This is a genomic window from Zobellella denitrificans (assembly GCF_002407485.1).
GTDB lineage: Bacteria > Pseudomonadota > Gammaproteobacteria > Enterobacterales > Aeromonadaceae > Oceanimonas > Oceanimonas denitrificans.
The window spans coordinates 3,683,683-3,702,786 of record NZ_CP012621.1 but is presented as its reverse complement, the minus strand read 5'-3'; the positions used below and the strand labels follow the sequence as shown (position 1 = coordinate 3,702,786).

Annotated in this window: 18 protein-coding genes and 3 pseudogenes; 3 read left to right on the top strand and 18 right to left on the bottom strand. The window is 53.9% G+C overall.

The genetic code is table 11. The features are described 5' to 3' along the window. Positions 1 to 76: 76 nt before the first annotated feature. The gene (norR, locus tag AN401_RS17455; protein ID WP_096780048.1) at positions 77 to 1,618 is read left to right on the top strand and encodes a nitric oxide reductase transcriptional regulator NorR; all 1,542 of its coding nucleotides are present in this window, start codon (positions 77 to 79) and stop codon (positions 1,616 to 1,618) included. Positions 1,619 to 1,879: 261 nt separating this feature from the next. Here the strand turns inward: norR and AN401_RS17450 are convergent, their stop codons facing one another. From AN401_RS17450 to AN401_RS17390, 15 genes and pseudogenes are all read right to left on the bottom strand, one after another. Then, a complete protein-coding gene (locus AN401_RS17450; RefSeq protein WP_096780283.1) occupies positions 1,880 to 3,007 on the bottom strand; it encodes an ISAs1 family transposase in 1,128 nt (375 codons plus the stop codon). A gap of 227 nt (positions 3,008 to 3,234) precedes the next feature. Further along, positions 3,235 to 3,864 (bottom strand): annotated as a pseudogene (locus AN401_RS17445) (ISAs1 family transposase); the annotation flags it as partial. A 9-nt stretch (positions 3,865 to 3,873) separates the two neighbouring features. Then, the gene (locus AN401_RS17440) at positions 3,874 to 5,004 is read right to left on the bottom strand and encodes an ISAs1 family transposase (RefSeq protein WP_096780403.1); all 1,131 of its coding nucleotides are present in this window, start codon (positions 5,002 to 5,004) and stop codon (positions 3,874 to 3,876) included. A gap of 127 nt (positions 5,005 to 5,131) precedes the next feature. Further along, on the bottom strand, positions 5,132 to 5,935 hold the full coding sequence (locus AN401_RS17435) for a hypothetical protein (protein WP_198401767.1): 804 nt from the start codon (positions 5,933 to 5,935) through the stop codon (positions 5,132 to 5,134). After that, a complete protein-coding gene (locus tag AN401_RS17430; RefSeq protein WP_096780046.1) occupies positions 5,919 to 6,539 on the bottom strand; it encodes a hypothetical protein in 621 nt (206 codons plus the stop codon). The genes AN401_RS17435 and AN401_RS17430 overlap by 17 nt, the downstream gene beginning before the upstream one ends. A 3-nt stretch (positions 6,540 to 6,542) precedes the next feature. Then, positions 6,543 to 7,010, bottom strand: a complete 468-nt coding sequence (locus tag AN401_RS17425) for a nickel transporter (RefSeq protein ID WP_096780045.1) — start codon at positions 7,008 to 7,010, stop codon at positions 6,543 to 6,545. A gap of 222 nt (positions 7,011 to 7,232) precedes the next feature. After that, positions 7,233 to 7,910 (bottom strand): annotated as a pseudogene (locus tag AN401_RS17420) (ISAs1 family transposase); the annotation flags it as partial. A gap of 49 nt (positions 7,911 to 7,959) precedes the next feature. Beyond that, entirely contained in the window at positions 7,960 to 8,763 is an 804-nt protein-coding gene (istB, locus tag AN401_RS17415; RefSeq protein WP_096778974.1) for an IS21-like element helper ATPase IstB, read from the bottom strand. Then, positions 8,760 to 9,944, bottom strand: a complete 1,185-nt coding sequence (gene istA, locus AN401_RS17410; protein ID WP_096778973.1) for an IS21 family transposase — start codon at positions 9,942 to 9,944, stop codon at positions 8,760 to 8,762. Before istA ends, istB begins: the two co-directional genes overlap by 4 nt. A gap of 102 nt (positions 9,945 to 10,046) precedes the next feature. Then, positions 10,047 to 10,511 (bottom strand): annotated as a pseudogene (locus AN401_RS17405) (ISAs1 family transposase); the annotation flags it as partial. 471 nt (positions 10,512 to 10,982) lie between these two features. Further along, complete coding sequence (locus AN401_RS19885) at positions 10,983 to 11,477, bottom strand: hypothetical protein (RefSeq protein WP_157772313.1); 495 nt, start codon at positions 11,475 to 11,477, stop codon at positions 10,983 to 10,985. Between the two features lie 92 nt (positions 11,478 to 11,569). Next, positions 11,570 to 12,043: a hypothetical protein gene (locus AN401_RS19880; RefSeq protein WP_157772311.1), complete on the bottom strand. Its 474-nt coding sequence runs from the start codon at positions 12,041 to 12,043 to the stop codon at positions 11,570 to 11,572. Between the two features lie 114 nt (positions 12,044 to 12,157). Continuing rightward, entirely contained in the window at positions 12,158 to 13,525 is a 1,368-nt protein-coding gene (locus tag AN401_RS17400) for a hypothetical protein (RefSeq protein ID WP_096780043.1), read from the bottom strand. Between the two features lie 95 nt (positions 13,526 to 13,620). Then, entirely contained in the window at positions 13,621 to 14,205 is a 585-nt protein-coding gene (locus tag AN401_RS19875) for a hypothetical protein (protein WP_157772309.1), read from the bottom strand. 583 nt (positions 14,206 to 14,788) lie between these two features. After that, a complete protein-coding gene (locus AN401_RS17390) occupies positions 14,789 to 15,208 on the bottom strand; it encodes a PGPGW domain-containing protein (protein WP_096780041.1) in 420 nt (139 codons plus the stop codon). A 283-nt stretch (positions 15,209 to 15,491) separates the two neighbouring features. On the opposite strand from AN401_RS17390, the gene AN401_RS20035 reads away from it, so the two are divergent. Together AN401_RS20035 and AN401_RS17385 are read left to right on the top strand one after the other, a co-directional pair. Then, positions 15,492 to 15,641, top strand: coding sequence for a hypothetical protein (locus AN401_RS20035; protein ID WP_198401766.1), 150 nt, complete (start codon positions 15,492 to 15,494; stop codon positions 15,639 to 15,641). Continuing rightward, a complete protein-coding gene (locus AN401_RS17385; protein WP_198401765.1) occupies positions 15,626 to 16,666 on the top strand; it encodes an ATP-binding protein in 1,041 nt (346 codons plus the stop codon). The genes AN401_RS20035 and AN401_RS17385 overlap by 16 nt, the downstream gene beginning before the upstream one ends. A gap of 243 nt (positions 16,667 to 16,909) precedes the next feature. Here AN401_RS17385 and AN401_RS17380 read toward each other — a convergent pair whose 3' ends face one another. The 3 genes from AN401_RS17380 to AN401_RS17370 form a co-directional block, all read right to left on the bottom strand. After that, the gene (locus AN401_RS17380; RefSeq protein WP_096780040.1) at positions 16,910 to 17,290 is read right to left on the bottom strand and encodes a YkvA family protein; all 381 of its coding nucleotides are present in this window, start codon (positions 17,288 to 17,290) and stop codon (positions 16,910 to 16,912) included. Further along, positions 17,287 to 18,603, bottom strand: coding sequence for a diguanylate cyclase domain-containing protein (locus AN401_RS17375; protein ID WP_096780402.1), 1,317 nt, complete (start codon positions 18,601 to 18,603; stop codon positions 17,287 to 17,289). Before AN401_RS17375 ends, AN401_RS17380 begins: the two co-directional genes overlap by 4 nt. 129 nt (positions 18,604 to 18,732) lie before the next feature. Next, complete coding sequence (locus AN401_RS17370) at positions 18,733 to 19,095, bottom strand: cupin domain-containing protein (RefSeq protein ID WP_096780039.1); 363 nt, start codon at positions 19,093 to 19,095, stop codon at positions 18,733 to 18,735. Positions 19,096 to 19,104: the final 9 nt, after the last annotated feature.

Below are 19,104 nucleotides of genomic sequence, written 5' to 3'. Positions count from 1 at the left end.
GTAATTAATATTTTTATGGTAAAAAATACCCTATTCCATTAGGGTAAATAAAACCCTGTTAAGGTAAAAAATACCCATGCTCTACGAGATCCTGCTCGCCGACCTCACCACCGAACTGCCCAGCGCGGTACGGCTGCAAAGCCTGGTGCGCACCCTGCGCGAACACTTCCGCTGCGGCGCCGTCTGCCTGCTCAAGCTGCAGGAGGAGGTGCTGAGCCCGGTGGCGGTGGAGGGCCTGGTGCGCGAGGCCCTGGGCCGGCGCTTTGTAGTGGCCCAGCATCCGCGGCTGGCGGCCATCCTGGCCAGCCGCAGCACCGTGGCCTTTCCGCCCGACTCGACCCTGCCGGACCCTTACGACGGCCTGCTGGAGCACCATGTGGGCGAGGCGCTGCCGGTGCACGACTGCATGGGCATCAGCCTGTATCTGGAAGGGGATTTATGGGGCGCCCTGACCCTGGACGCCCTGGAGGCGGGCACCTTCGACCAGGACGCCCGCGAGCAGTTGCAGCGGCTGGCGCTGACGGTGGAGGCGGCGGTGCGGGTGACCCGGCTGGAGCAGGACATCCGCGGCCTGCGGCTGGCACGGCAGGACGCCCCGGCGTTGCAGAGCGAGCGGATGGAAGGGGAGATACTGGGCCAGAGCGCCCAGTTGAAGCGGCTGCTGCAGGAGCTGGATCTGGTGGCGGACTCGGAGCTGCCGGTGCTGCTGACCGGCGAAACCGGGGTGGGCAAGGACTTGTTCGCCCGCCGGCTGCACCAGAAATCCCGCCGCCGCGACCGGCCGCTGGTGCAGGTGAACTGCGCCGCCCTGCCCGAGTCCCTGGCCGAGAGCGAGCTGTTCGGCCATGTAAAGGGCGCCTTTTCCGGCGCCGGCAACGCCCGGCCCGGCCGGTTCGAGGCCGCCGACGGCGGCACCCTGTTCCTGGACGAGGTGGGCGAGCTGCCGCTCGGCATCCAGGCCAAGTTGCTGCGCACCCTGCAGAACGGCGAGATCCAGCGGCTGGGGGAGGACGAACCGCGCAAGGTGAACGTGCGGGTGATTGCCGCCACCAACCGCCAGCTGCACGACAGCGTGCGCGACGGCCACTTTCGTGCCGACCTGTATCACCGGCTGTCGGTGTATCCGGTGCCGATACCGCCGCTGCGCGAGCGGGGCAGTGACGTGCTGGTGCTGGCCGGCCACTTCCTGGAGCTGAACCGGGGCCGGCTGGGGGTGCGCAGTTTGCGGCTATCGCCGGCCGCCGAGCAGGCCCTGTGCCAGTACGGCTGGCCCGGCAACGTGCGCGAACTGGAGCATGTAATAAGCCGCGCCGCCATCAAGGCCCTGGGCCGGGGGGCGGCGCGGGAAGACATCATCACCCTGGAGCCGGAGCTGCTGGACCTTACCGGCGACCTGCACCGGCCGGAGAACAACGCCACCACGCCAGCGGCGGCCCCGGCCGGCCAGGCGCCAAGCCAGCCCCCGGCCAGCCTGCAGGAAGCGACCAACCAGGCCCAGCGCCAGGCCATAGAACAGGCGCTAAACGCCAGCAACCGCAACTGGGCCGCCGCCGCCCGCCTGCTGGAAATAGACCCCAGCAACCTGCATAAACTGGCGAAAAGGTTGGGGATGAAGTGAGGGGGATTTTAGGAGAGGGCCCCGCTGCGGGCAGCGGCGGGATCGGGGATGAACTGGTGTGGTTTTGGAGTGAAGGGCGGCTCTTGTGGGTAGGACTATGCTATAACGTCGCATTAAGGGGCTGACATGGCTTATATCATGTCGTGTCGAGGTGTGTCCGTGAAAGCGGGTGAGGTCCACGAGCGACTTAATGCGATTGTTATGTGCCCTTTGTAAATGACGTCAAGATCGGGTTGCTAGTCAGGGCTGACGCACCAGAGTTCATAATTTGAACAGACCCATGGATTCGAGCAAGTAATCGTCATTCAGGCAGCACAGCTTCCGCTTATTCGCCATGCTCAGGGTACGTGACGTATTGCGTTTCAACATGTTCAGGATCCATTGCCTGATGACAGCCAGGTTTTCGCCCGCATGGCCCACCCTGGCTTGTAGCCTATCTTCGTCAAAGGCGATGTCCAGTGTCCAGTGCAGCAGATTTTCCACCGACCAGTGCAAGCGGGTTGCCTTCAGGGCCAGGTTGGCATCCAACGTTCGACTACTTATATAAAAGCGAACAAAATCATGGCCTTTCCCTTTGTTAACCCGTTCGGCTTGCACTGCGATGATGGTCTTGGCTTTCCACGTCTGGCAAATCGGCAGGTGCTCATCGACTGCAAGAGTCCAACACCGCCGATGCTCTTTCCGGCCGTGTTGTGCGTCGAACTGCTCGCTGAAGCCAGGGCCCGGAGTATCGGTCGTTGTACTGTCCCAGTAGGCTTGGAACCTGGCCTGGACCTCGGCACTGAGCGTAGGTTGATTATCTTTCACCGCCAGCAGGTAATCGGCCGATTTCTTGAGGATGGTGTCAACCGTGTTCATTTGAGTGCCAGCCGCATCGATACTGACCAGGCAGCCCTCGAGTTCAAGCAACTTGAGCAGGGCCGGTATGGCCGTTATCTCGTTCGATTTCTGGTCAACTTTTTGCTGCCCGATGCACATGCCCAGTTCGGTTGACCAGGCATTAACCATGTGCACGGGGTTGGCCCCCTTGCCTTTGGCCGTGGCACGTAGCGCCTTGCCATCAATGGCGAGCTGCCCTGATAAGGTGTCGTTGTCCAAGATATCGCTAACCCATTCTTGGAAAATGGATTTCAGGCTATCGGGCGGCAGGATGGCAAAGACGCGGTTGAAGGTATCGTGCGAGGGAACGCCCCCCGGCAGAGACAACCATCGCCGAAACCATTGCTCCCGTTCTTTGGCAAACAGGGTGATCTCACTCCAGGTGTCGAATCCGCACATCATGGCGCAAGTGGCCATGAACACGACTTCTGACAGGACATGGGAGCATTTTGCTTGCAGACGCGGATCAGGGAGTGTTTCGAGATAATCAAGCAAGGGTTTCTGGGCCATCACAGAACAAGGGTTGGTCAAGATCTCCACTATGTACTCTCTTGCAGCGTAAGACACAATCAAAATGAGCAACCTTGCCGCTGGACCGATCGATGCTTGATCAGGTTGGGCGAAAAATGATCATGCGTCGGCCCTGGGTTGCTAGTAATTAGTTGACATCTTTTAATGATGGGATTGATTTCTTACCATTTTCTAGTGTAAGTGGCGATCTAGCATCCAGGGCAAGATTACGAAACCCCCAGTCCTGCCAAGACTTGCGACAGGTAGGCGTTGTTTCGGCTTGCCCGCTTTTGCTTGCGTTTCATGCCGGCCTTGAAGCTGGTCTCTCCCTTCAACGCATTGAAGGCGATATGCCGGATGGTGGCCATGTTTTCGCCGGCCTGCTCTCGGCGGATGCGGCAGTCGTCTTCCCGCATGCCCACATCCAGTTGCCAGTGCAGCTGGGATTCTATCGACCAGTGGGAGCGGCTCGCTTCCAGCAGCTCCTTGGCCGACAGCTTGGCCGAGCTGATGTAGTAGCGCACCTTGATGTCCTTGGCCGGTTCGCCGCCCACTTCCCGGACTGCCGCCACTATCCCCAGCGTCTTCAGCTCCGGCCATTCAAACACCAGGTCGCTCAGGATGGACAGATCGTCCACCGCCAGGCTCAGCCGGGTTTCCTTGCGGCCATGGCCACTTTCCTGCGTGCTGTAGCTGTCACTATCGGGATGTTGGAACATCTCCATGCGGAAGTAGTTGTTAAAGGCTTCCTCCAGCTTCGGTTGGTTGCCTTTCACCGCCAGCAGGTAGTCCGCCCCCTTGTTGATCACCTTCTGGGCGATGGCCCGCTGGCAGCCCATGGCATCGATGGTTACCACAGGGCAAGATTACGAAACCCCCAGTCCTGCCAAGACTTGCGACAGGTAGGCGTTGTTTCGGCTTGCCCGCTTTTGCTTGCGTTTCATGCCGGCCTTGAAGCTGGTCTCTCCCTTCAACGCATTGAAGGCGATATGCCGGATGGTGGCCATGTTTTCGCCGGCCTGCTCTCGGCGGATGCGGCAGTCGTCTTCCCGCATGCCCACATCCAGTTGCCAGTGCAGCTGGGATTCTATCGACCAGTGGGAGCGGCTCGCTTCCAGCAGCTCCTTGGCCGACAGCTTGGCCGAGCTGATGTAGTAGCGCACCTTGATGTCCTTGGCCGGTTCGCCGCCCACTTCCCGGACTGCCGCCACTATCCCCAGCGTCTTCAGCTCCGGCCATTCAAACACCAGGTCGCTCAGGATGGACAGATCGTCCACCGCCAGGCTCAGCCGGGTTTCCTTGCGGCCATGGCCACTTTCCTGCGTGCTGTAGCTGTCACTATCGGGATGTTGGAACATCTCCATGCGGAAGTAGTTGTTAAAGGCTTCCTCCAGCTTCGGTTGGTTGCCTTTCACCGCCAGCAGGTAGTCCGCCCCCTTGTTGATCACCTTCTGGGCGATGGCCCGCTGGCAGCCCATGGCATCGATGGTTACCAGGCAGCCACGAATGCTCAGCAACTCCAGCAGTTCCGGAATGGCGGTGATCTCATTGGACTTTGCATCGGTTTTGACCTGGCCCAGCACCACCTGATTGGCGGCGCTGAACGCCGACACCATGTGGATGGCGCCTTGCCGGCGGCCCTTGTCGTAGCTGCGCCGCAGGGTTTTACCGTCGATGGCAATCACTTCGCCTGCGGTGGCCTCATGGCATTCTTTCATCCAAGTGGCAAAGCTCTTTTGCAACTGCGTGGCCGAGAGCATGCCCATCACCCGGGCGATGGTATCGTGCACCGGCACGCCGTTCTCGAAGTCGCCATACTGGCGCAGCCAGTCGAGGTGATCGACACCGAAATCCTCGATTTCCTCCCACCCTTCGGCGCCGCCAATGACGGCCACGATAGTGAGGAAAAGGATGTCCGAGAGCTTGTGCTCCACCTTCCATTGCTGGCGTGGGTCACTGATGATGGAGAGGTGCTGCAAGAGGCCGAGTCCGTTCATGGCGATCATCTGTCGTTGAAAAGACAGCATATGATCACAGCTGATATTGATCGTCAAAGCGATCCTTCCCCATCGAGATTTTTCTTCAAAAAGTGTGCGCTCCGCTGTACAACATGGCTGTTAGTGTTTAAATTTTTAACCCGCTGAAAGCCTTGTCCCATAAGGCTTTTTCATGATCTTGCCCTGATCTAGCATCTGTGATATGGAAACGCTCTAGGTGATTTTCAATGAACTTTTGACCTTGGTTAGTCAATCTATCAATACTTTGGTTAAGACTAACAATGTCTCTGTTTAGTTCTTCCAAGAAGCGAGTTGATGTATCAATGATATTACCCATTTTTGTATCAACGGCTCTAATAAGAATATCTTTAGCTCTTTCATTATCACCGAATTTTTCTTCAATTCTGATGAAGTCATTCATGGCTTCTTCAATTGCTGTATCTTGTAGCTCTTTGTACTGAATCGTTTTTTCGTAGACAAGTTGTTGGGCTCGTTCTTTTAGTTCTAGCTGCATATGGCCAATAGCGTTAATCGTTTCTATGTTTAACTTTGTCAATTTTTCTAGATAAAGAGCGATTGCAGCCGTGGTGCGTTCCATTCTTTCAAACTCTTTTTCCTTTTTCCATTCTTGGATCTCGGCAACGGCCATTTCAATTTCACGAACTCTTCGAACTTCAAGATCCACATCAAGTTCTTTCTCTTTTGCTCTAAGTTTGTGTTCAAGCTCCATCTCTTTTGATCTGATTTCGTATTCACATCTAGATTGAGCTGTTAACGTCTCCATATTTCTTTGATGTACGGAATCTCTAGTTTCTTCACTTCGTTCGTGAGATCTAGTTTTTAAAGGTTCTGAAGCCCAATCACATAAAACTTCAACTGGTTTGCTGATGCAATTGAGAAGAGCGCCACCAACTTTACTTAGCCAACCCATTTTGTTCCCCTAATAAACGATTAAACTCTCTTTCAAAAATAACTTGATCTTTGCTTATCATATAATTGACTTCCTGAAAGCGATTCTTTTCTTTATCGAAGATGGAAAATATTTTTTCTATTTGTTTGACTTTATCATCAAGAAAGAATGAGTCTATAAAAGATGTAGTTTTAGACTGCTTAAAGCTAACAAACTCTTCGGTAATGATTTTCAATTTATGCTTCGTACCCTCATCTTCTATATCGGTGACATTATTTGAAAATCTTTCCAGATTATCGTTAATAAAAATGGAAAACTCTCTTTCAAAAGAAAGAGACAAGAGGTTCTCATTATTTTCATACTTAAAGAGCGATTCAAAAAGCTGTGGATCTTCATTAAGTGTCCGAGAAACGAGATTTTCCCTTGCCTCTCTCAATGACGTCAATAGTTCTTGCGTTGCTTTGGGAGTTAATCGGATTTTTGACGTTTTTTTGTGCATGACAAGGTGTAATACTCTGAGCAAGGCTATGACGGCATTTCTGTTCAATGTAATTTCAGAAGCTTTTCTTTGCTTAATTAAGAAAAGAGAATGAATTAATCGCTCTATTTGAGTATTCTTACACATTGACTAGCTATCACTAGGTCCAACAGTTGGTTTGTTGGATTTGGCTTCTGCACGTATCTTACCAATAGTATCAAGTGTATGCTCTTCGATTAGGCTGCTACTAAGATCTAGACTTTTTGTGTAACTATCTACAAGCTCTTTTAGCCACTTTGATGCTACATCATTATCTACTTGAGATTTATTTAGCGTATCAGAAACTTCCTTTAGAGTTTCAGAGAAGAACTTTGAACGCTCTTTGCGTAGATCTTCCTGCAAGGTACTAGCAAATTTTATTTCTTCTTTGTACTCTTTCACAAGCTCAAGATAATTCTTCTCGAAGTTATATAACACTTCTAATTTTGTCTTTAGCAGTTCAAGATTTATATAACCGCTTAGTTCTTTTTTCAGGGCTTCTGTTAATTGAGAGTTGATCGAATCATCTGCGCCCGATGCTTTCACTGCGGAAGATATTAGATTGTTAAGGTCTGTCATTAGCTGCATTCCATTGATGAAAATATTTTTAGGGTTTTATAATAAGCTCAACGAGCATGAAAATCAAATCATAGAACAACTTAATTTGATCTTGTTCATACTCGGCGATGTCGTTAGAACAATAATCAACCTACAGAAAATAAAGTTAACACTCAAATAGAAAAACTGTTCGGGGTTCTGTTCAGGCAATGTTATTGTCTACATTGCATAGTCAGGGCAAGATTACGAAACCCCCAGTCCTGCCAAGACTTGTGACAGGTAGGCGTTGTTTCGGCTGGCCCGCTTTTGCTTGCGTTTCATCCCGGCCTTGAAGCTGGTGTCTCCCTTCAACGCATTGAAGGCGATATGCCGGATGGTGGCCATGTTTTCGCCGGCCTGCTCACGGCGGATGCGGCAGTCGTCTTCACGCATGCCCACATCCAGTTGCCAGTGCAGTTGAGATTCTATCGACCAGTGGGAACGGGTCGCTTCCAGCAGATCCTTGGCCGACAGCTTGGCCGAGCTGATGTAATAGCGCACCTTGATGTCCTTGGCCGGCTGGCCGCCCACTTCCCTTATGGCCGCCACTATCCCCAGCGTTTTCAGCCCCGGCCATTCAAACACCAGGTCACCCAGGATGGACAGATCATCCACCGCCAGGCTCAGCCGGGTTTCCTTGCGGCCATGGCCGCTTTCCTGCGTGCTGTAGCTGTCACTATCGGGATGTTGGAACATCTCCATCCGGAAGTAGTTATTGAAAGCTTCCTCCAGCTTCGGTTGGTTGCCTTTCACCGCCAGCAGGTAGTCCGCCCCCTTGTTGAGCACCTTCTGGGCGATGGCCCGCTGGCAGCCCATGGCATCGATGGTCACCAGGCAGCCACGAATGCTCAGCAACTCCAGTAGTTCCGGAATGGTGTCAACAACACCCCAGTTTGACCGCTTTTCATCAACATAGATTGTCCGGTTTTCATCAGTGTTCAGTGTCCGGTTGTTGAGCTTCGGTATCGTCAGTATCCTCCTGTCGTGGGAGTGTTCCGGGAACGAGACCGGCCTTACGTTTGTCTTTAAGCCGGTAGCTTTCCCCCTTGATGTTCAGCGTCGTTGAGTGGTGCAGGAGTCGGTCGAGGATCGCCGTGGCTATGACCTGATCTCCGAACACCTCGCCCCAGTCCATAAAGCTCTTGTTCGACGTCAGGATGGTGCTGGCCCGCTCATAGCGCCGATTGATCAACCGGAAGAACAGGCTGGCTTCCTCCCGGGTCATCGGCAGGTAGCCTATCTCGTCGAGCACCAGTACCTTCGGGTAAGTCAGTTGCTGGAGTTGCCGGTCCAGTCGGTTTTCCTGCCGGGCTTTGACCAGGGTGCTCACCAAGCGATCCAATGTCATGAACAGCACGCGGTGGCCTGCCTCGGCAGCCTTGACGCCAAGGGCGACCGCCAAGTGGGTTTTACCCACCCCCGGTGGTCCCAGCAGGATCACGTTCTCATTGCGTTCCACGAACCCCAGGCCGGAGAGTTCCCGCACCAGCTTACGGTCAATGCTCGGCTGGAAGCTGAAGTCGAACTGCTCCAGGGTTTTGATCCAAGGGAGGCGGGCCTGCTTGAGGCGCGTGTCCAGGCCTTTTTGGTGACGGCCACCCCATTCCTGGGCCAAGGCCTGCTCCAGGAATTCCCGGTAGTTCAGCTCCTTCTTGCTGGCGTGTTCACACAGGGAGTCCAGGGAGGCTTGCAGGTGCTCCATCTTGAGCCGGTCGAGCAGTTGGGCCAGGTTCATCTCAGCACCTCCTCATACACGGCCAGGCTCCGCTGTTGCACGGGCATCACCTCCTGCCACAGCGGTTCGTGATGCTCGGCCACCGTTTGCCAACCCTGTTTCCGATCGATCATCCGGTGGCGGGCGACCTCTTGTCCCCGGATATCGTAGATGGTGAGCTCACCGTCCAGGCTGATGCGGATGGTCACCCGTTGGCCGCAACACTCGGCCGGTACGCTGTAGCGATTGCCACGCACGTCGATGTAGGCATCCCAGCCGACATGGCGGATGTCGTAATAACGGGTATCGAAGTCCGTTGCCGGTCGAGGCTTGAGTGAGTGACGTTCCTCTTCGAAACGCTGGGCCGGAGACTGCTGGAACTGGCGCAGTATCCGCTGGCTGGCATAGCTGTTCAGCCACTGCTCCAGTAGTTGATTCAGATGAGCGTAGCTGTCGAAGCGGCGATAGCGTTGGAAGAAGTGGTGCTTCACGTAGCCCACCATCCGTTCGGTCTTGCCCTTGGTTCGAGGCCGCTGTGGCCGGCATGCCCTGGCGGTAAAGCTATAATGGTTCGCCAGCGCCAGGAAGCCTGGATTGAAGGTCACCTGGCCGCCACTGTCATGTCGAAGCACGGCGGCCTTCTGGTTGTCGACCAGCACACGGTTGGGCACTCCCCCGAAGTACCGGAAGGCCTGAACCAGGGACTCGTAGGTGTGCTCCGCGTCCTGGCTGGGTCCGGCCCAGACGTGGAAGTGGCGGGAATAGCCAAGGACATTGACCGCGAAGTTGACCGTGCAGAGTCGGCCCGCCATTTCGGTGCGGATCTGCCCCCAGTCATGCTGGAGCTGCTCTCCCGGAATGGTTTCATACCGCACCGTTTGCTTGCAGGCCCGAAGGCTGCGCCTGGGTTGGATGTAACGGCGGATCAGGGTGATACAGCCATCATACCCCCGTTCCAGCAGCAGCTGACGGATGACCTCTGCATTCCAGACGTCCTGGCCCAGCAGCGCATCGATGTACGGCTTGAAGGGATCGAGCTTGCTGCCCCGAGGGGTCCGCGGTTTAGCGGTGGGTGGTGCCGGCAAGGCCAGGTAACGGCGCACGGTCCGCTCGGAACAGCCAATCCGGTGAGCGATGTCCACAATGTGTGCCCCCTGAGCACGAAGTTGCTTTATCATGTGAAAGTCCTCTCGGCTTTGCATGATGCTTTTCCTTTCAGGTTTCGTCACCTTCAAGAAAAGGTCATGCGGGTCGGGGGGACAACCTACGTTGCTGATTTAGAGACTTTTAGCAGTACTGCCGACAATGGCGGTGATCTCATTGGATTTGTCGTCGGTTTTAACCTGTCCCAGCACCACCTGATTGGCGGCGCTGAACGCTGACACCATGTGGATGGCGCCTTGCCGGCGCCCCTTGTCGTAGCTGCGCCGCAGGGTTTTACCGTCGATGGCAATCACTTCGCCTGCGGTGGCCACATGGCATTCTTTCATCCAAGTGGCAAAGCTCTTTTGCAACTGCGTGGCCGAGATCATGCCCATCACCCGGGAGATGGTATCGTGCACCGGCACCCCGTTCTCGAAGTCGCCATACTGGCGCAGCCAGTCGAGGTGATCGACACCGAAATCCTCGATTTCCTCCCATCCTTCGGCGCCGCCGATCACGGCCACGATAGTGAGGAAAAGGATGTCCGAGAGCTTGTGCTCCACTTTCCATTGCTGGCGTGGGTCACTGATGATGGAGAGGTGCTGCAAGAGGCCGAGTCCGTTCATGGCGATCATCTGTCGTTGAAAAGACAGCATAGGATCACAGCTGATATTGATCGTCAAAGCGATCCTTCCCAATCGAGATTTTTCTTCAAAAAGTGTGCGCTCCGCTGTACAACATGGCTGTTAGTGTTTAAATTTTTAACCCGCTGAAAGCCTTGTCCCATAAGGCTTTTTCATGATCTTGCCCTGTCCCAGCGAGCAACAGCGATTTGAACCATTTATTAGGCTACCCAATATTTAAGGTTACCTACTCTGAGCTGCTCACGTAGGGGTAGTGTTTTCTTCCTGTAGGGTTCCTTCACTCGTTAGGTTATAATTTCTGCAGTGCCGCTTGACTCGATACGCGACCCTTAGCGCCGCATACAACGGCAGTTTGTAATTCGTGGTTTTGTGGGTTACTTTTGCGCAGCAAAACCACAAAACCGCGAATTACAAACTGTCCAGCGCACGCAGTGCGCGAGTTGCTACGCTTTGTTAGCCATTTTCATGAAGCCTAGAGCCAACTTTAAGAGAAACAAAATATGGAAACGATATTAAGCTGCCAAGTAAAGTGGATAGCCATAAAGATGATACCAAACCAGCATTTTTGAATATTCCATACCATACACCCAATAAAATAGCAGCTAAAAGACTCTGATAAAGCGCATTTGCTCTGAGTATGGATGGGTATAAGAGCAAGGCCTCTGTTATTTCAGGTGAACTGATTTTCTTGAGATTCTTTTCTGCCAGCAAAGTGAAATAAAGACATTGCACCGCCGTATAAAAATACAAGGCTGATAACCCATATAAAGATACTGAGTTTTTAGTAAGCTCTATTTCTACAAAAGGTATTTTATATGTTTCAGATGGCATTAAACCAAAAACAAAAAAATGAGAGAATAGAGAAACAATTAGCCCTGCGTATAGCGTTCGCTGTGCTGTAGTTATTGATTCTTTGTAATTTGATGCATAAATTTCAAGATGATCCATGATTTGCTCTTGGCTAACGCCGCAGTTAAAGGGCCGAAAAAGCGAAGATTTTGAGGTCCCAGAGAGCGCAGCGAACATTTTTGAACGCTTTGTTAGCGATATACACTCTCGATATAACTTTTCAAGAATGCTGCCACTCTTTCCAAAGCAGATATATTCACTGAAACTGACTCCTTTTCAAATAAATATCGATAGTCAACAAAAGCATTCTGTATGGACTCTAGGTCATTCATTAATGAGGTATTATTTGTGTTTTCATATAACTCAATAAGTAGTTGGTGCAAATCGCTTGGTAATTTATTGAAAATTTCCAATAATGAATGACCTTTTATTCGCGTATTGATCTTCACTTCTTGAAACTCTGCGAATGGATTATCTCCGTGAAATTCTAGCTTAATAGTAACATCAAGAGACTTTATGAACAATTCAATTGAGAATGCCAAGTTAACCACATATGCGGCATAACGCCGCCCCTTTGGGATGTAGTTTGCCGCATCAAAAAACTGACTTGCCACCATATAAATAGAATGATCAAAACCACGATGCTCTATTTCTTTCATATCCATGGTTCTCAGTCCTAAATTTTTCCGCTAACGCCTCAAACACCGGGTTGGTGAAGTTGGCGGATTTTTTGGAACAAAAAAGGTGGCAGCTTTACCAAGTCCGAGTGCTTTGACTTGTTATACCTCACCTGACTCTACTTCTAAATCATCTTCCATTTTGCTAGTAGGTAGATTGTTATAAACAGTAAAATCAAACCCATCTTCAAATTTGTCTTTAGCTATCTTTAGTATCCTCACAGAATCATTTCCATTCCTAGAACGATTCCTCCAGTAACATTGATTATTTTTGTTCGCGCCATCAAGCAGAGTTTCTAATTGCTCTTTTGTGTAGTGATCCAAATCTTTATCCACATATCGATCAAAATACATATCAGCACGTTCAAAATCAGCGCTACTTATAAAACAGGCAATGCCAAAATCACGATATTCCGAATCTAGACCCAACTCTTGGCATACTGCCTTAAGTTTCTCCAAGTGTTTTTGATTCAAGAAATGACCATTATCACCATACTTTTTGTAATAATTATCCGTAATCCATTTTGTTAGTTTTTTAACATGATCTTCTGGTGAGTTCGATATGAAAAATGCGATACCAAAATATGAAAGATTATCCTTCAAGACAGGTTTAATTAATTCTTTAGCGGAATCTTCCAGAGAGTCGTAGACTACTCTCTCCATGGAAATGAACTCGATAAGTGCTTTAATAGCGTCAGAGTCTTTAGATATATTGGAATAGTATGCAGGCTCAGATTTTATGGCATCCACCATAGAATGCTTTTCCTTATCAAAGATTAGCTTCATGGCTCTGATATTGATTTCTCTATTCTCGATAGGCTTTTCATCTTCAGATCTAAAAGAGAATTTCCAAAGACCTTTAAAAATTTTGACCAGAGTGTCTTTATTTAAAGCCCTTAAGTATTTTGACTCTATGTACTTATTAAGTGCTATATCTGAGGGAAATAAATCTTTTACTTTTTCGAGATCTTCTAAGAATGTAGAAAGAATCTTCTGAGACATAAAGGGTGGTTTGCTCAACATAACCTCGATGCTGTTCCTAATATCACTTCGGATCATTTCTTGAGTTGGTTCGAATAATGTATCTTCATCACTAATTACAGGGTGTGCTGATAAATGACGGTGTTCTTGGATCAACATGATTTTATGGTTTGATGCTGTATCTAGGAGTTGGGTTCTCTGAAACACTTTTTTTATAAGCTCTTTCTCCCATTTTGGCGAATAGGGATCGTCTTTTTGTAAAGCTTCAATCTCGATTAGTATCTTTTCAGAAGTCTTATCGCTGTAGAGATCTCGCAACTCTTGGAGTTTGAAAATTATGTCGCAGACAACCACCGACCACAGCATTACAGTAGCTGACCTATAGCAACCGTTAGCGTAACTCTTATATACCTCATCGAAGTACTTCTGAGTCCTACGATCATATATTTTGCCTTTTTGAGACTCTAGTGAGAAAACCTTAACGTCCATTTATTCTCCTTGAGGTATAACGCCTGGGCTCAGCGGCCGATTTGGAGGCGGAACGCGCCGGAAAACCGGTCCGCTGCAGCCCCTGGTTATGCGCTTCATTCAGATCTATTTCGAGTGTTGTTTCTATTCGCGATTTCATTGTTCCATTGCGAAATTCTATAACTGCACTCTTCGTCGAATTCACCAAGAGCATGGCGAGTTTGGTAGATGGTCTCAACAATCTTTCTCAGGGAATCTTCAGAAAACTGGCAAAGCTCATGCTCCAGCCCGGCGTCTCCAACTTTGTACTTTACCTGAGTAAACCCTTCATCATCGGTGTACTCCCAGTTCGCATGAACGACTTTATTGCGCAAAATGCCACATTCTCTAAGTGACGAAATAAGCCCGGGATATTCAGGTATTTCCCAACCAAACCCTCGAATAAAGTCATCGTTGAATTTTTTGAAAAGATCCACTTTGGTTGAGTACATCATGGAATGAAGAACCAATAGACCTTTTTGATCGGATCTGTCTGAAAAAGTCTCGCAAAGTACACTATCCAATGATGCTTCTAGGCCATTGAATGCGACTACAATTTCACCAATCCAGGGGATAAAGTCTTCAATGAAGTCATAGCCATTTTCCGTATCCCCCAAGCCATCAAGGATATGTTGCCCAACCGGGGATTTTTTGACTCTCATTTTCGATCCCTCTGATTCCTATATCCCGCATAACAATTGTATATTGACCTGGCTCGATTTCACTCATCGGTCCAGTTTCCCTAAATAACCCTAATATGTTGATATTGAAATGGATGCATAGGTTATTTATATCCAGTGTGCTGTAAAGATCGGGACGGCTCAATAACTCCATCATCAGGCGCATTTACGTGCAAGGCTAAATTATAAGCTTATGATCTAAAATGGGTTTTATAAATCGTGATGGAGAAAACGAGACATCCGATGAGTGTAATCGAGACTGATACAGTATTTTCTGTCATTAACACTGTATAAGTTGTTAAAATTTTCGACGCTACCGCCCGTCGCTGATCCTGGCATAAGCGCATCCCTGCTTCCCCGTTTGGCTCTTATTGTTAACCGCCCGTGCTGCAAAAGGCAATGCAAAATAGTCCCTTTGCCTTGGGTGGTAGTGGGACTGTGATCAGCGAGACAGTTGCTCGGTATCCACCCTTGCAAGGCGCGCCGGCTGGCACAAACCGGCGCAAGGCAGGGATAAAGTGGGGAACGGGAGGGTGGTGGAGGTTAAGGCGGTGCTCTCTGATATCTAATCTTTAAAAATCAGGGGCGGGCGTCCAGCCCGGCGGCGCAGCCAGTCCACGCCCTGGCGCACGGAGGGGATCATAAAAATCCGGCGCTCCAGCCGGTACTTGCCCGGAAAGTTCAAAAACACCAGGGCGATCAGTATGGTCAGCAAGCCCTGCCCCGGTAATACCAGCATGGCGATGCCCATCAGCAGAAGCACCAGGCCCAGCAGGTTCTTCAGGAGCAGCAGCACCCAGCGGATCACCGGGTGCTGCTCGGCCCATGGCACCCGGTGGCGGTACTCGCCGGAAAAGTAATCCGCCGGGATCCGCAGCACCAGCCAGGGGATCACCAGCAGCGAGCCGATAAAGCACACCAGGCTGACAATGCCCAGTGTCCAGATCAGGGCCGGATTGCTGAAAATCTGAACCAATCTATCCACGGGATAACGCTGCTCGTTGAAGTGAAAGCCAATGCTTAAGTGATGTAATTATGATGGCAAAAGGCCATGCCAAACAACGACCTTGCCGGCGGTTATCCGGGGCGGCTGTTCAGCGGAGCCGCTTTTTGATGTTCCAGCCCTGTCCGGCTCGGGGTAGGATGTCCGGGGTCGGACAGCTTCCGTGCTTTGCGGTGCACCTTGGGGGACAACATGAATCACACCGGGCAGCCATTTCCGGGCGAGCCGGACGCCGGGATCGAACCGTATCCGGGAGGGTTGGAACATGAGCGCTGAACACCCCCTCTGGCACGATATCCAGCAGGGTGAAGGCAAAACCCTGGAGTTCAAGCGGCAGTTGCCCAAGGGCGAGCAGTTGGCCAAACCCTGCTGGTGGTGCAGGTTCACCGGGGCAGCCAGTTGCCTTACTACCTGAAACGCCAGGGGCGCGAAAAGGGCGTTTTTGTGCGGCTGGGCGCCACCAACCGCCAGGCCAGCCAGGAGATGATCCACGAGCTGGAACGCCAGCGCCTGCACCAGAGCTTCGACGAGCAGCCAGCCTGGGATAGCACCCTGGAACAACTGGACCTGGGCCCCTTGCAGCAGGCCTTCCGGCAGGTCGGTAAGCCGCTGGACAGGCAAAAGATGCATGGCCTTAAGCTGATCAAGACCGAGCAGGGCCGGGAGTACCCCACCCACGGGCTGATGATCCTGCTCGGCCGGTACGAACAGGTGGAAATCAAGTGCAGCCGGTTCAAGGGCACCGACATGACGGTGTTTCTGGACAAGAAGGAATACACCGGCGACCTGTTCGGCCAGTTGGCCCAGGCGGAAGGCTTTATCAAGAACCACCTGCACCTGAAAGCGGAAATCCTCGGCCTGCAGCGCACCGAAACCTACGAAATTCCCATTGCCGCCATCCGCGAAGCCCTGGTCAACGCCGTGGTGCACCGGGATTACAGCAATGCCGGCCGGGACATCAAACTGGGCATCTACGACGATGCCGTGAACATCGTGTCTCCCGGCGGCCTGCCCAATGGCCTGACGCTGGATGAAGCCCTGCAGGGCCGCTCGGAGCTCCGCAACAAGGTTATCGCCCGGGTTTTCAAGGAGCTGGGCTACATCGAACAGTGGGGCAGCGGCATCGCCCGTATCCGCGCCTTGTGCACCCAGGCGGGCAACCCGGAGCCCACTTTTGCCGAAACCGGCGATTTTTTTGATATCGAGTTTCACCGAAGCGTTTCACCCAAGCAGGTATCCGGTTCGGAGAAAAGTTCGGAGAACATGCCCCCGATTCTGGAACTGCTTGCGGCCAACCCGCAGAGCAGCGCCAAGGCATTGGCTGAAAAACTGGGCATCACCGCAAGAGCAGTGGAAAAACAGCTCGCCCGGCTCAAGCAGCAAGGCAGACTGGAGCGCATCGGCCCGGCCAAGGGCGGCCACTGGAAGGTGAAGGACTAGAACGCCATAAAGTTTAAAACTTAGGCAGAGACGCTTCTTGGGGCGCGGGCGGCACGCCCGCATGAGGGTTCGCGCTGCGCGCAAAGGCAGGCGGGCCGCCTGCGCTCCACCGGCAAGGTCAGCGCCCAGCCGATGCGGGAAACAGCTTCTTCGGTATCCACCATAAGAAGGCGACCGTGCCCAGCAGCTCGCTCAGGGACGGGAACGCGATGGCGACCACCGCCAGCAACGGCGGGCCATGGGTCAGTTGCCCATGGCCGCCATGGCCCAGCGGGCCGCCAGCCACAGGGCGGCCAGCCACAGCAGGATGATCACGGCCGCCGCCGTGTAGCTGATGGGCTTGTCGGCGGCCTGCCGGGCCCGGGCGCGGGCGGCCTCGAGCACCGCCGGGGGCGTGAGCCGCACCACCAGGGCCACGCCCAGCGGCACCAGCAGCAGGTCGTCGAGGTAGCCGAGCACCGGGATGAAGTCCGGGATCAGATCGATGGGGCTCAGCGCATAGGCGGCCACCAGCAGCGCCAGGGCCCGCACCGCCATCGGCATGCGCGGGTCGCGCGCGGCGAAATACACGGTCAGGGTGTGGGACTTCAGTTGCCTGGCCCGGTGTTTCAGGGAGTCGATCATCTTGCTGCCCCCTTCTTGCTCCGGTACATGGCGTCGTCGGCGTGGGCCATCAGCTCCTGCCCGGTGCCGCCGTGGTCCGGATACAGGGCCACGCCCAGGCTGGGCCGGATGTGCAGCACCGCTTCGGGCAGGCGGTAGGGGGCGGCCAGCGCCCGGCGGATCTTGTCGGCCACTTGTTCCACCGCCGCGGGGGGCGCCATGTCTTCCAGCAGCACCACGAATTCATCGCCGCCCAGCCGGGCCACGGTGTCCGATTCGCGCACGCAGCCGAGCAGCCGGCCCGCCACCTCCTGCAGCAGCCGGTCGCCGGCCAGGTGGCCGTAGTGGTCGTTCACCTGCTTGAACTTGTCGAGATCCAGGTACAGCAGCGCCAGCCGGCCCTGCTCCCGGTGCGCCCTTTTCAGCGCCGTCTGCAGGCGGTCCAGGAACAGGGCGCGGTTGGGCAGGTCGGTCAGCGGATCGAAGCGGGCCATGTGCTCCAGCCGCAGCAGCATGTGCTTGCGTTCCATCGCCGTGGCCAACTGCGCCGCCACAAACTGCAGCAGCTCCCGGTCCTGCTCGCCAAACGGCAGCTGGCCGGCCGGGCGCAGTACCAGCAGGGCGCCGAGGGTGCCCTCCGGCGACTTGATGGGCGCGGCCAGCCCGTTGTCTTCCGGGCCGGCGGCGGTGCCCCGCAGTTCGCCGGCGCCGAGCAGCAGGCTTTCGCCGCGGCGGATCACCGGCTCCGCCAGCAGGCGCGAGATCCGGGCTTGGCTTTCGGGCGACAGGGGTTCGGGCCGGGCCCGGTAGGGAAACTCCAGCCGGCCCGTTTCCGGGTGGCAAACGGCAACGATAAAATCGCTGGCGCCGAGCAGGTCGTCCACCACCTGGTGGATGCGCTTGAACAGCCGGTCCAGGTCCCCCAGGATGTTGGCGGCGTCGGCAATGGCGTAGATGGCGGCCTGGCGCGATTCGGCCAGCTTGCGCTGGGTAATGTCCCGGGCCACGGCAATGCGGAACTGGTGGGGCTCCGACCAGCGGGCGGACCACATGATATGGGCGGTGCTGCCGTCCTTGCGCACATAGCGGTTTTCAAAATGCGGCTTGGGCTGGCCGGCCATGATCTCGGTGACGGCGTTGCGCGTTCGGTCATGGTCGCCGGGATGGATAAAGTTGAACATGTTGCGGCCGATCATTTCCTCGGGCCGGTAGCCGAAGATCCGTTCGCCGGCGGCGCTGATGTAAAGAAAGTTGCCCTGGGTGTCCACGATGCAGATGGCATCGAGCAGCAGATCGGTCACGTTGCCGAGGGCGAGGTCGGGTAGCCTGTCCATATCAAAGGCCATCGCCTGGGGTTGCCGTTCGTGGCATGGAACTCCTCCGTTATTCCGGCAGCGGCGGCGGCGCTGCCGGATGTAGTGTGAACGGATTCCGGCGTTGGCACAAGCCCGCCCGGGCGGGGCTCAGGCCTGGTAGATCACATAGAGCTTTTCGCAGGCTTCCACCGTTTCCCACTCGCCCCGGAAGCCGGCGGGGATGATGAAGTCGTCGCCGGGGGCGAGCGTCAGGCGGTTGCCGGCCAGGTCGTGCAGTATCACCTTGCCCCGGAGCAGCTTGCAGTATTCGTGCTCGGTGTAGTTCACCCGCCAGCGGCCCGGCTCGCTGCCCCAGGTGCCCACGTGAAAGCGGTTGTCGGCGCTGCTGTAGTGGTTGGCCAGGGTCTGCACCGGGTTACCGGCGACCAGGGTATCGGGGTTGGGGGCCATGGTCTCGGCCGGCACCGGGTGGCGGCCCATGACGATCACATCCTCGAGGCTTTTGGACATAACGGCTCC

What these genes read in the sequence shown, in the direction of transcription:
- norR (WP_096780048.1), top strand. Translation starts at nt 77, where the DNA reads ATGCTCTACGAGATCCTGCTCGCCGACCTCACCACCGAACTGCCCAGC.
- AN401_RS17450 (WP_096780283.1), bottom strand. Translation starts at nt 3,007, where the DNA reads ATGGCCCAGAAACCCTTGCTTGATTATCTCGAAACACTCCCTGATCCG.
- AN401_RS17440 (WP_096780403.1), bottom strand. Translation starts at nt 5,004, where the DNA reads ATGAACGGACTCGGCCTCTTGCAGCACCTCTCCATCATCAGTGACCCA.
- AN401_RS17435 (WP_198401767.1), bottom strand. Translation starts at nt 5,935, where the DNA reads ATGGGTTGGCTAAGTAAAGTTGGTGGCGCTCTTCTCAATTGCATCAGC.
- AN401_RS17430 (WP_096780046.1), bottom strand. Translation starts at nt 6,539, where the DNA reads ATGTGTAAGAATACTCAAATAGAGCGATTAATTCATTCTCTTTTCTTA.
- AN401_RS17425 (WP_096780045.1), bottom strand. Translation starts at nt 7,010, where the DNA reads ATGACAGACCTTAACAATCTAATATCTTCCGCAGTGAAAGCATCGGGC.
- istB (WP_096778974.1), bottom strand. Translation starts at nt 8,763, where the DNA reads ATGAACCTGGCCCAACTGCTCGACCGGCTCAAGATGGAGCACCTGCAA.
- istA (WP_096778973.1), bottom strand. Translation starts at nt 9,944, where the DNA reads ATGCAAAGCCGAGAGGACTTTCACATGATAAAGCAACTTCGTGCTCAG.
- AN401_RS19885 (WP_157772313.1), bottom strand. Translation starts at nt 11,477, where the DNA reads ATGGATCATCTTGAAATTTATGCATCAAATTACAAAGAATCAATAACT.
- AN401_RS19880 (WP_157772311.1), bottom strand. Translation starts at nt 12,043, where the DNA reads ATGGATATGAAAGAAATAGAGCATCGTGGTTTTGATCATTCTATTTAT.
- AN401_RS17400 (WP_096780043.1), bottom strand. Translation starts at nt 13,525, where the DNA reads ATGGACGTTAAGGTTTTCTCACTAGAGTCTCAAAAAGGCAAAATATAT.
- AN401_RS19875 (WP_157772309.1), bottom strand. Translation starts at nt 14,205, where the DNA reads ATGAGAGTCAAAAAATCCCCGGTTGGGCAACATATCCTTGATGGCTTG.
- AN401_RS20035 (WP_198401766.1), top strand. Translation starts at nt 15,492, where the DNA reads ATGAGCGCTGAACACCCCCTCTGGCACGATATCCAGCAGGGTGAAGGC.
- AN401_RS17380 (WP_096780040.1), bottom strand. Translation starts at nt 17,290, where the DNA reads ATGATCGACTCCCTGAAACACCGGGCCAGGCAACTGAAGTCCCACACC.
- AN401_RS17375 (WP_096780402.1), bottom strand. Translation starts at nt 18,603, where the DNA reads ATGGACAGGCTACCCGACCTCGCCCTCGGCAACGTGACCGATCTGCTG.
- AN401_RS17370 (WP_096780039.1), bottom strand. Translation starts at nt 19,095, where the DNA reads ATGTCCAAAAGCCTCGAGGATGTGATCGTCATGGGCCGCCACCCGGTG.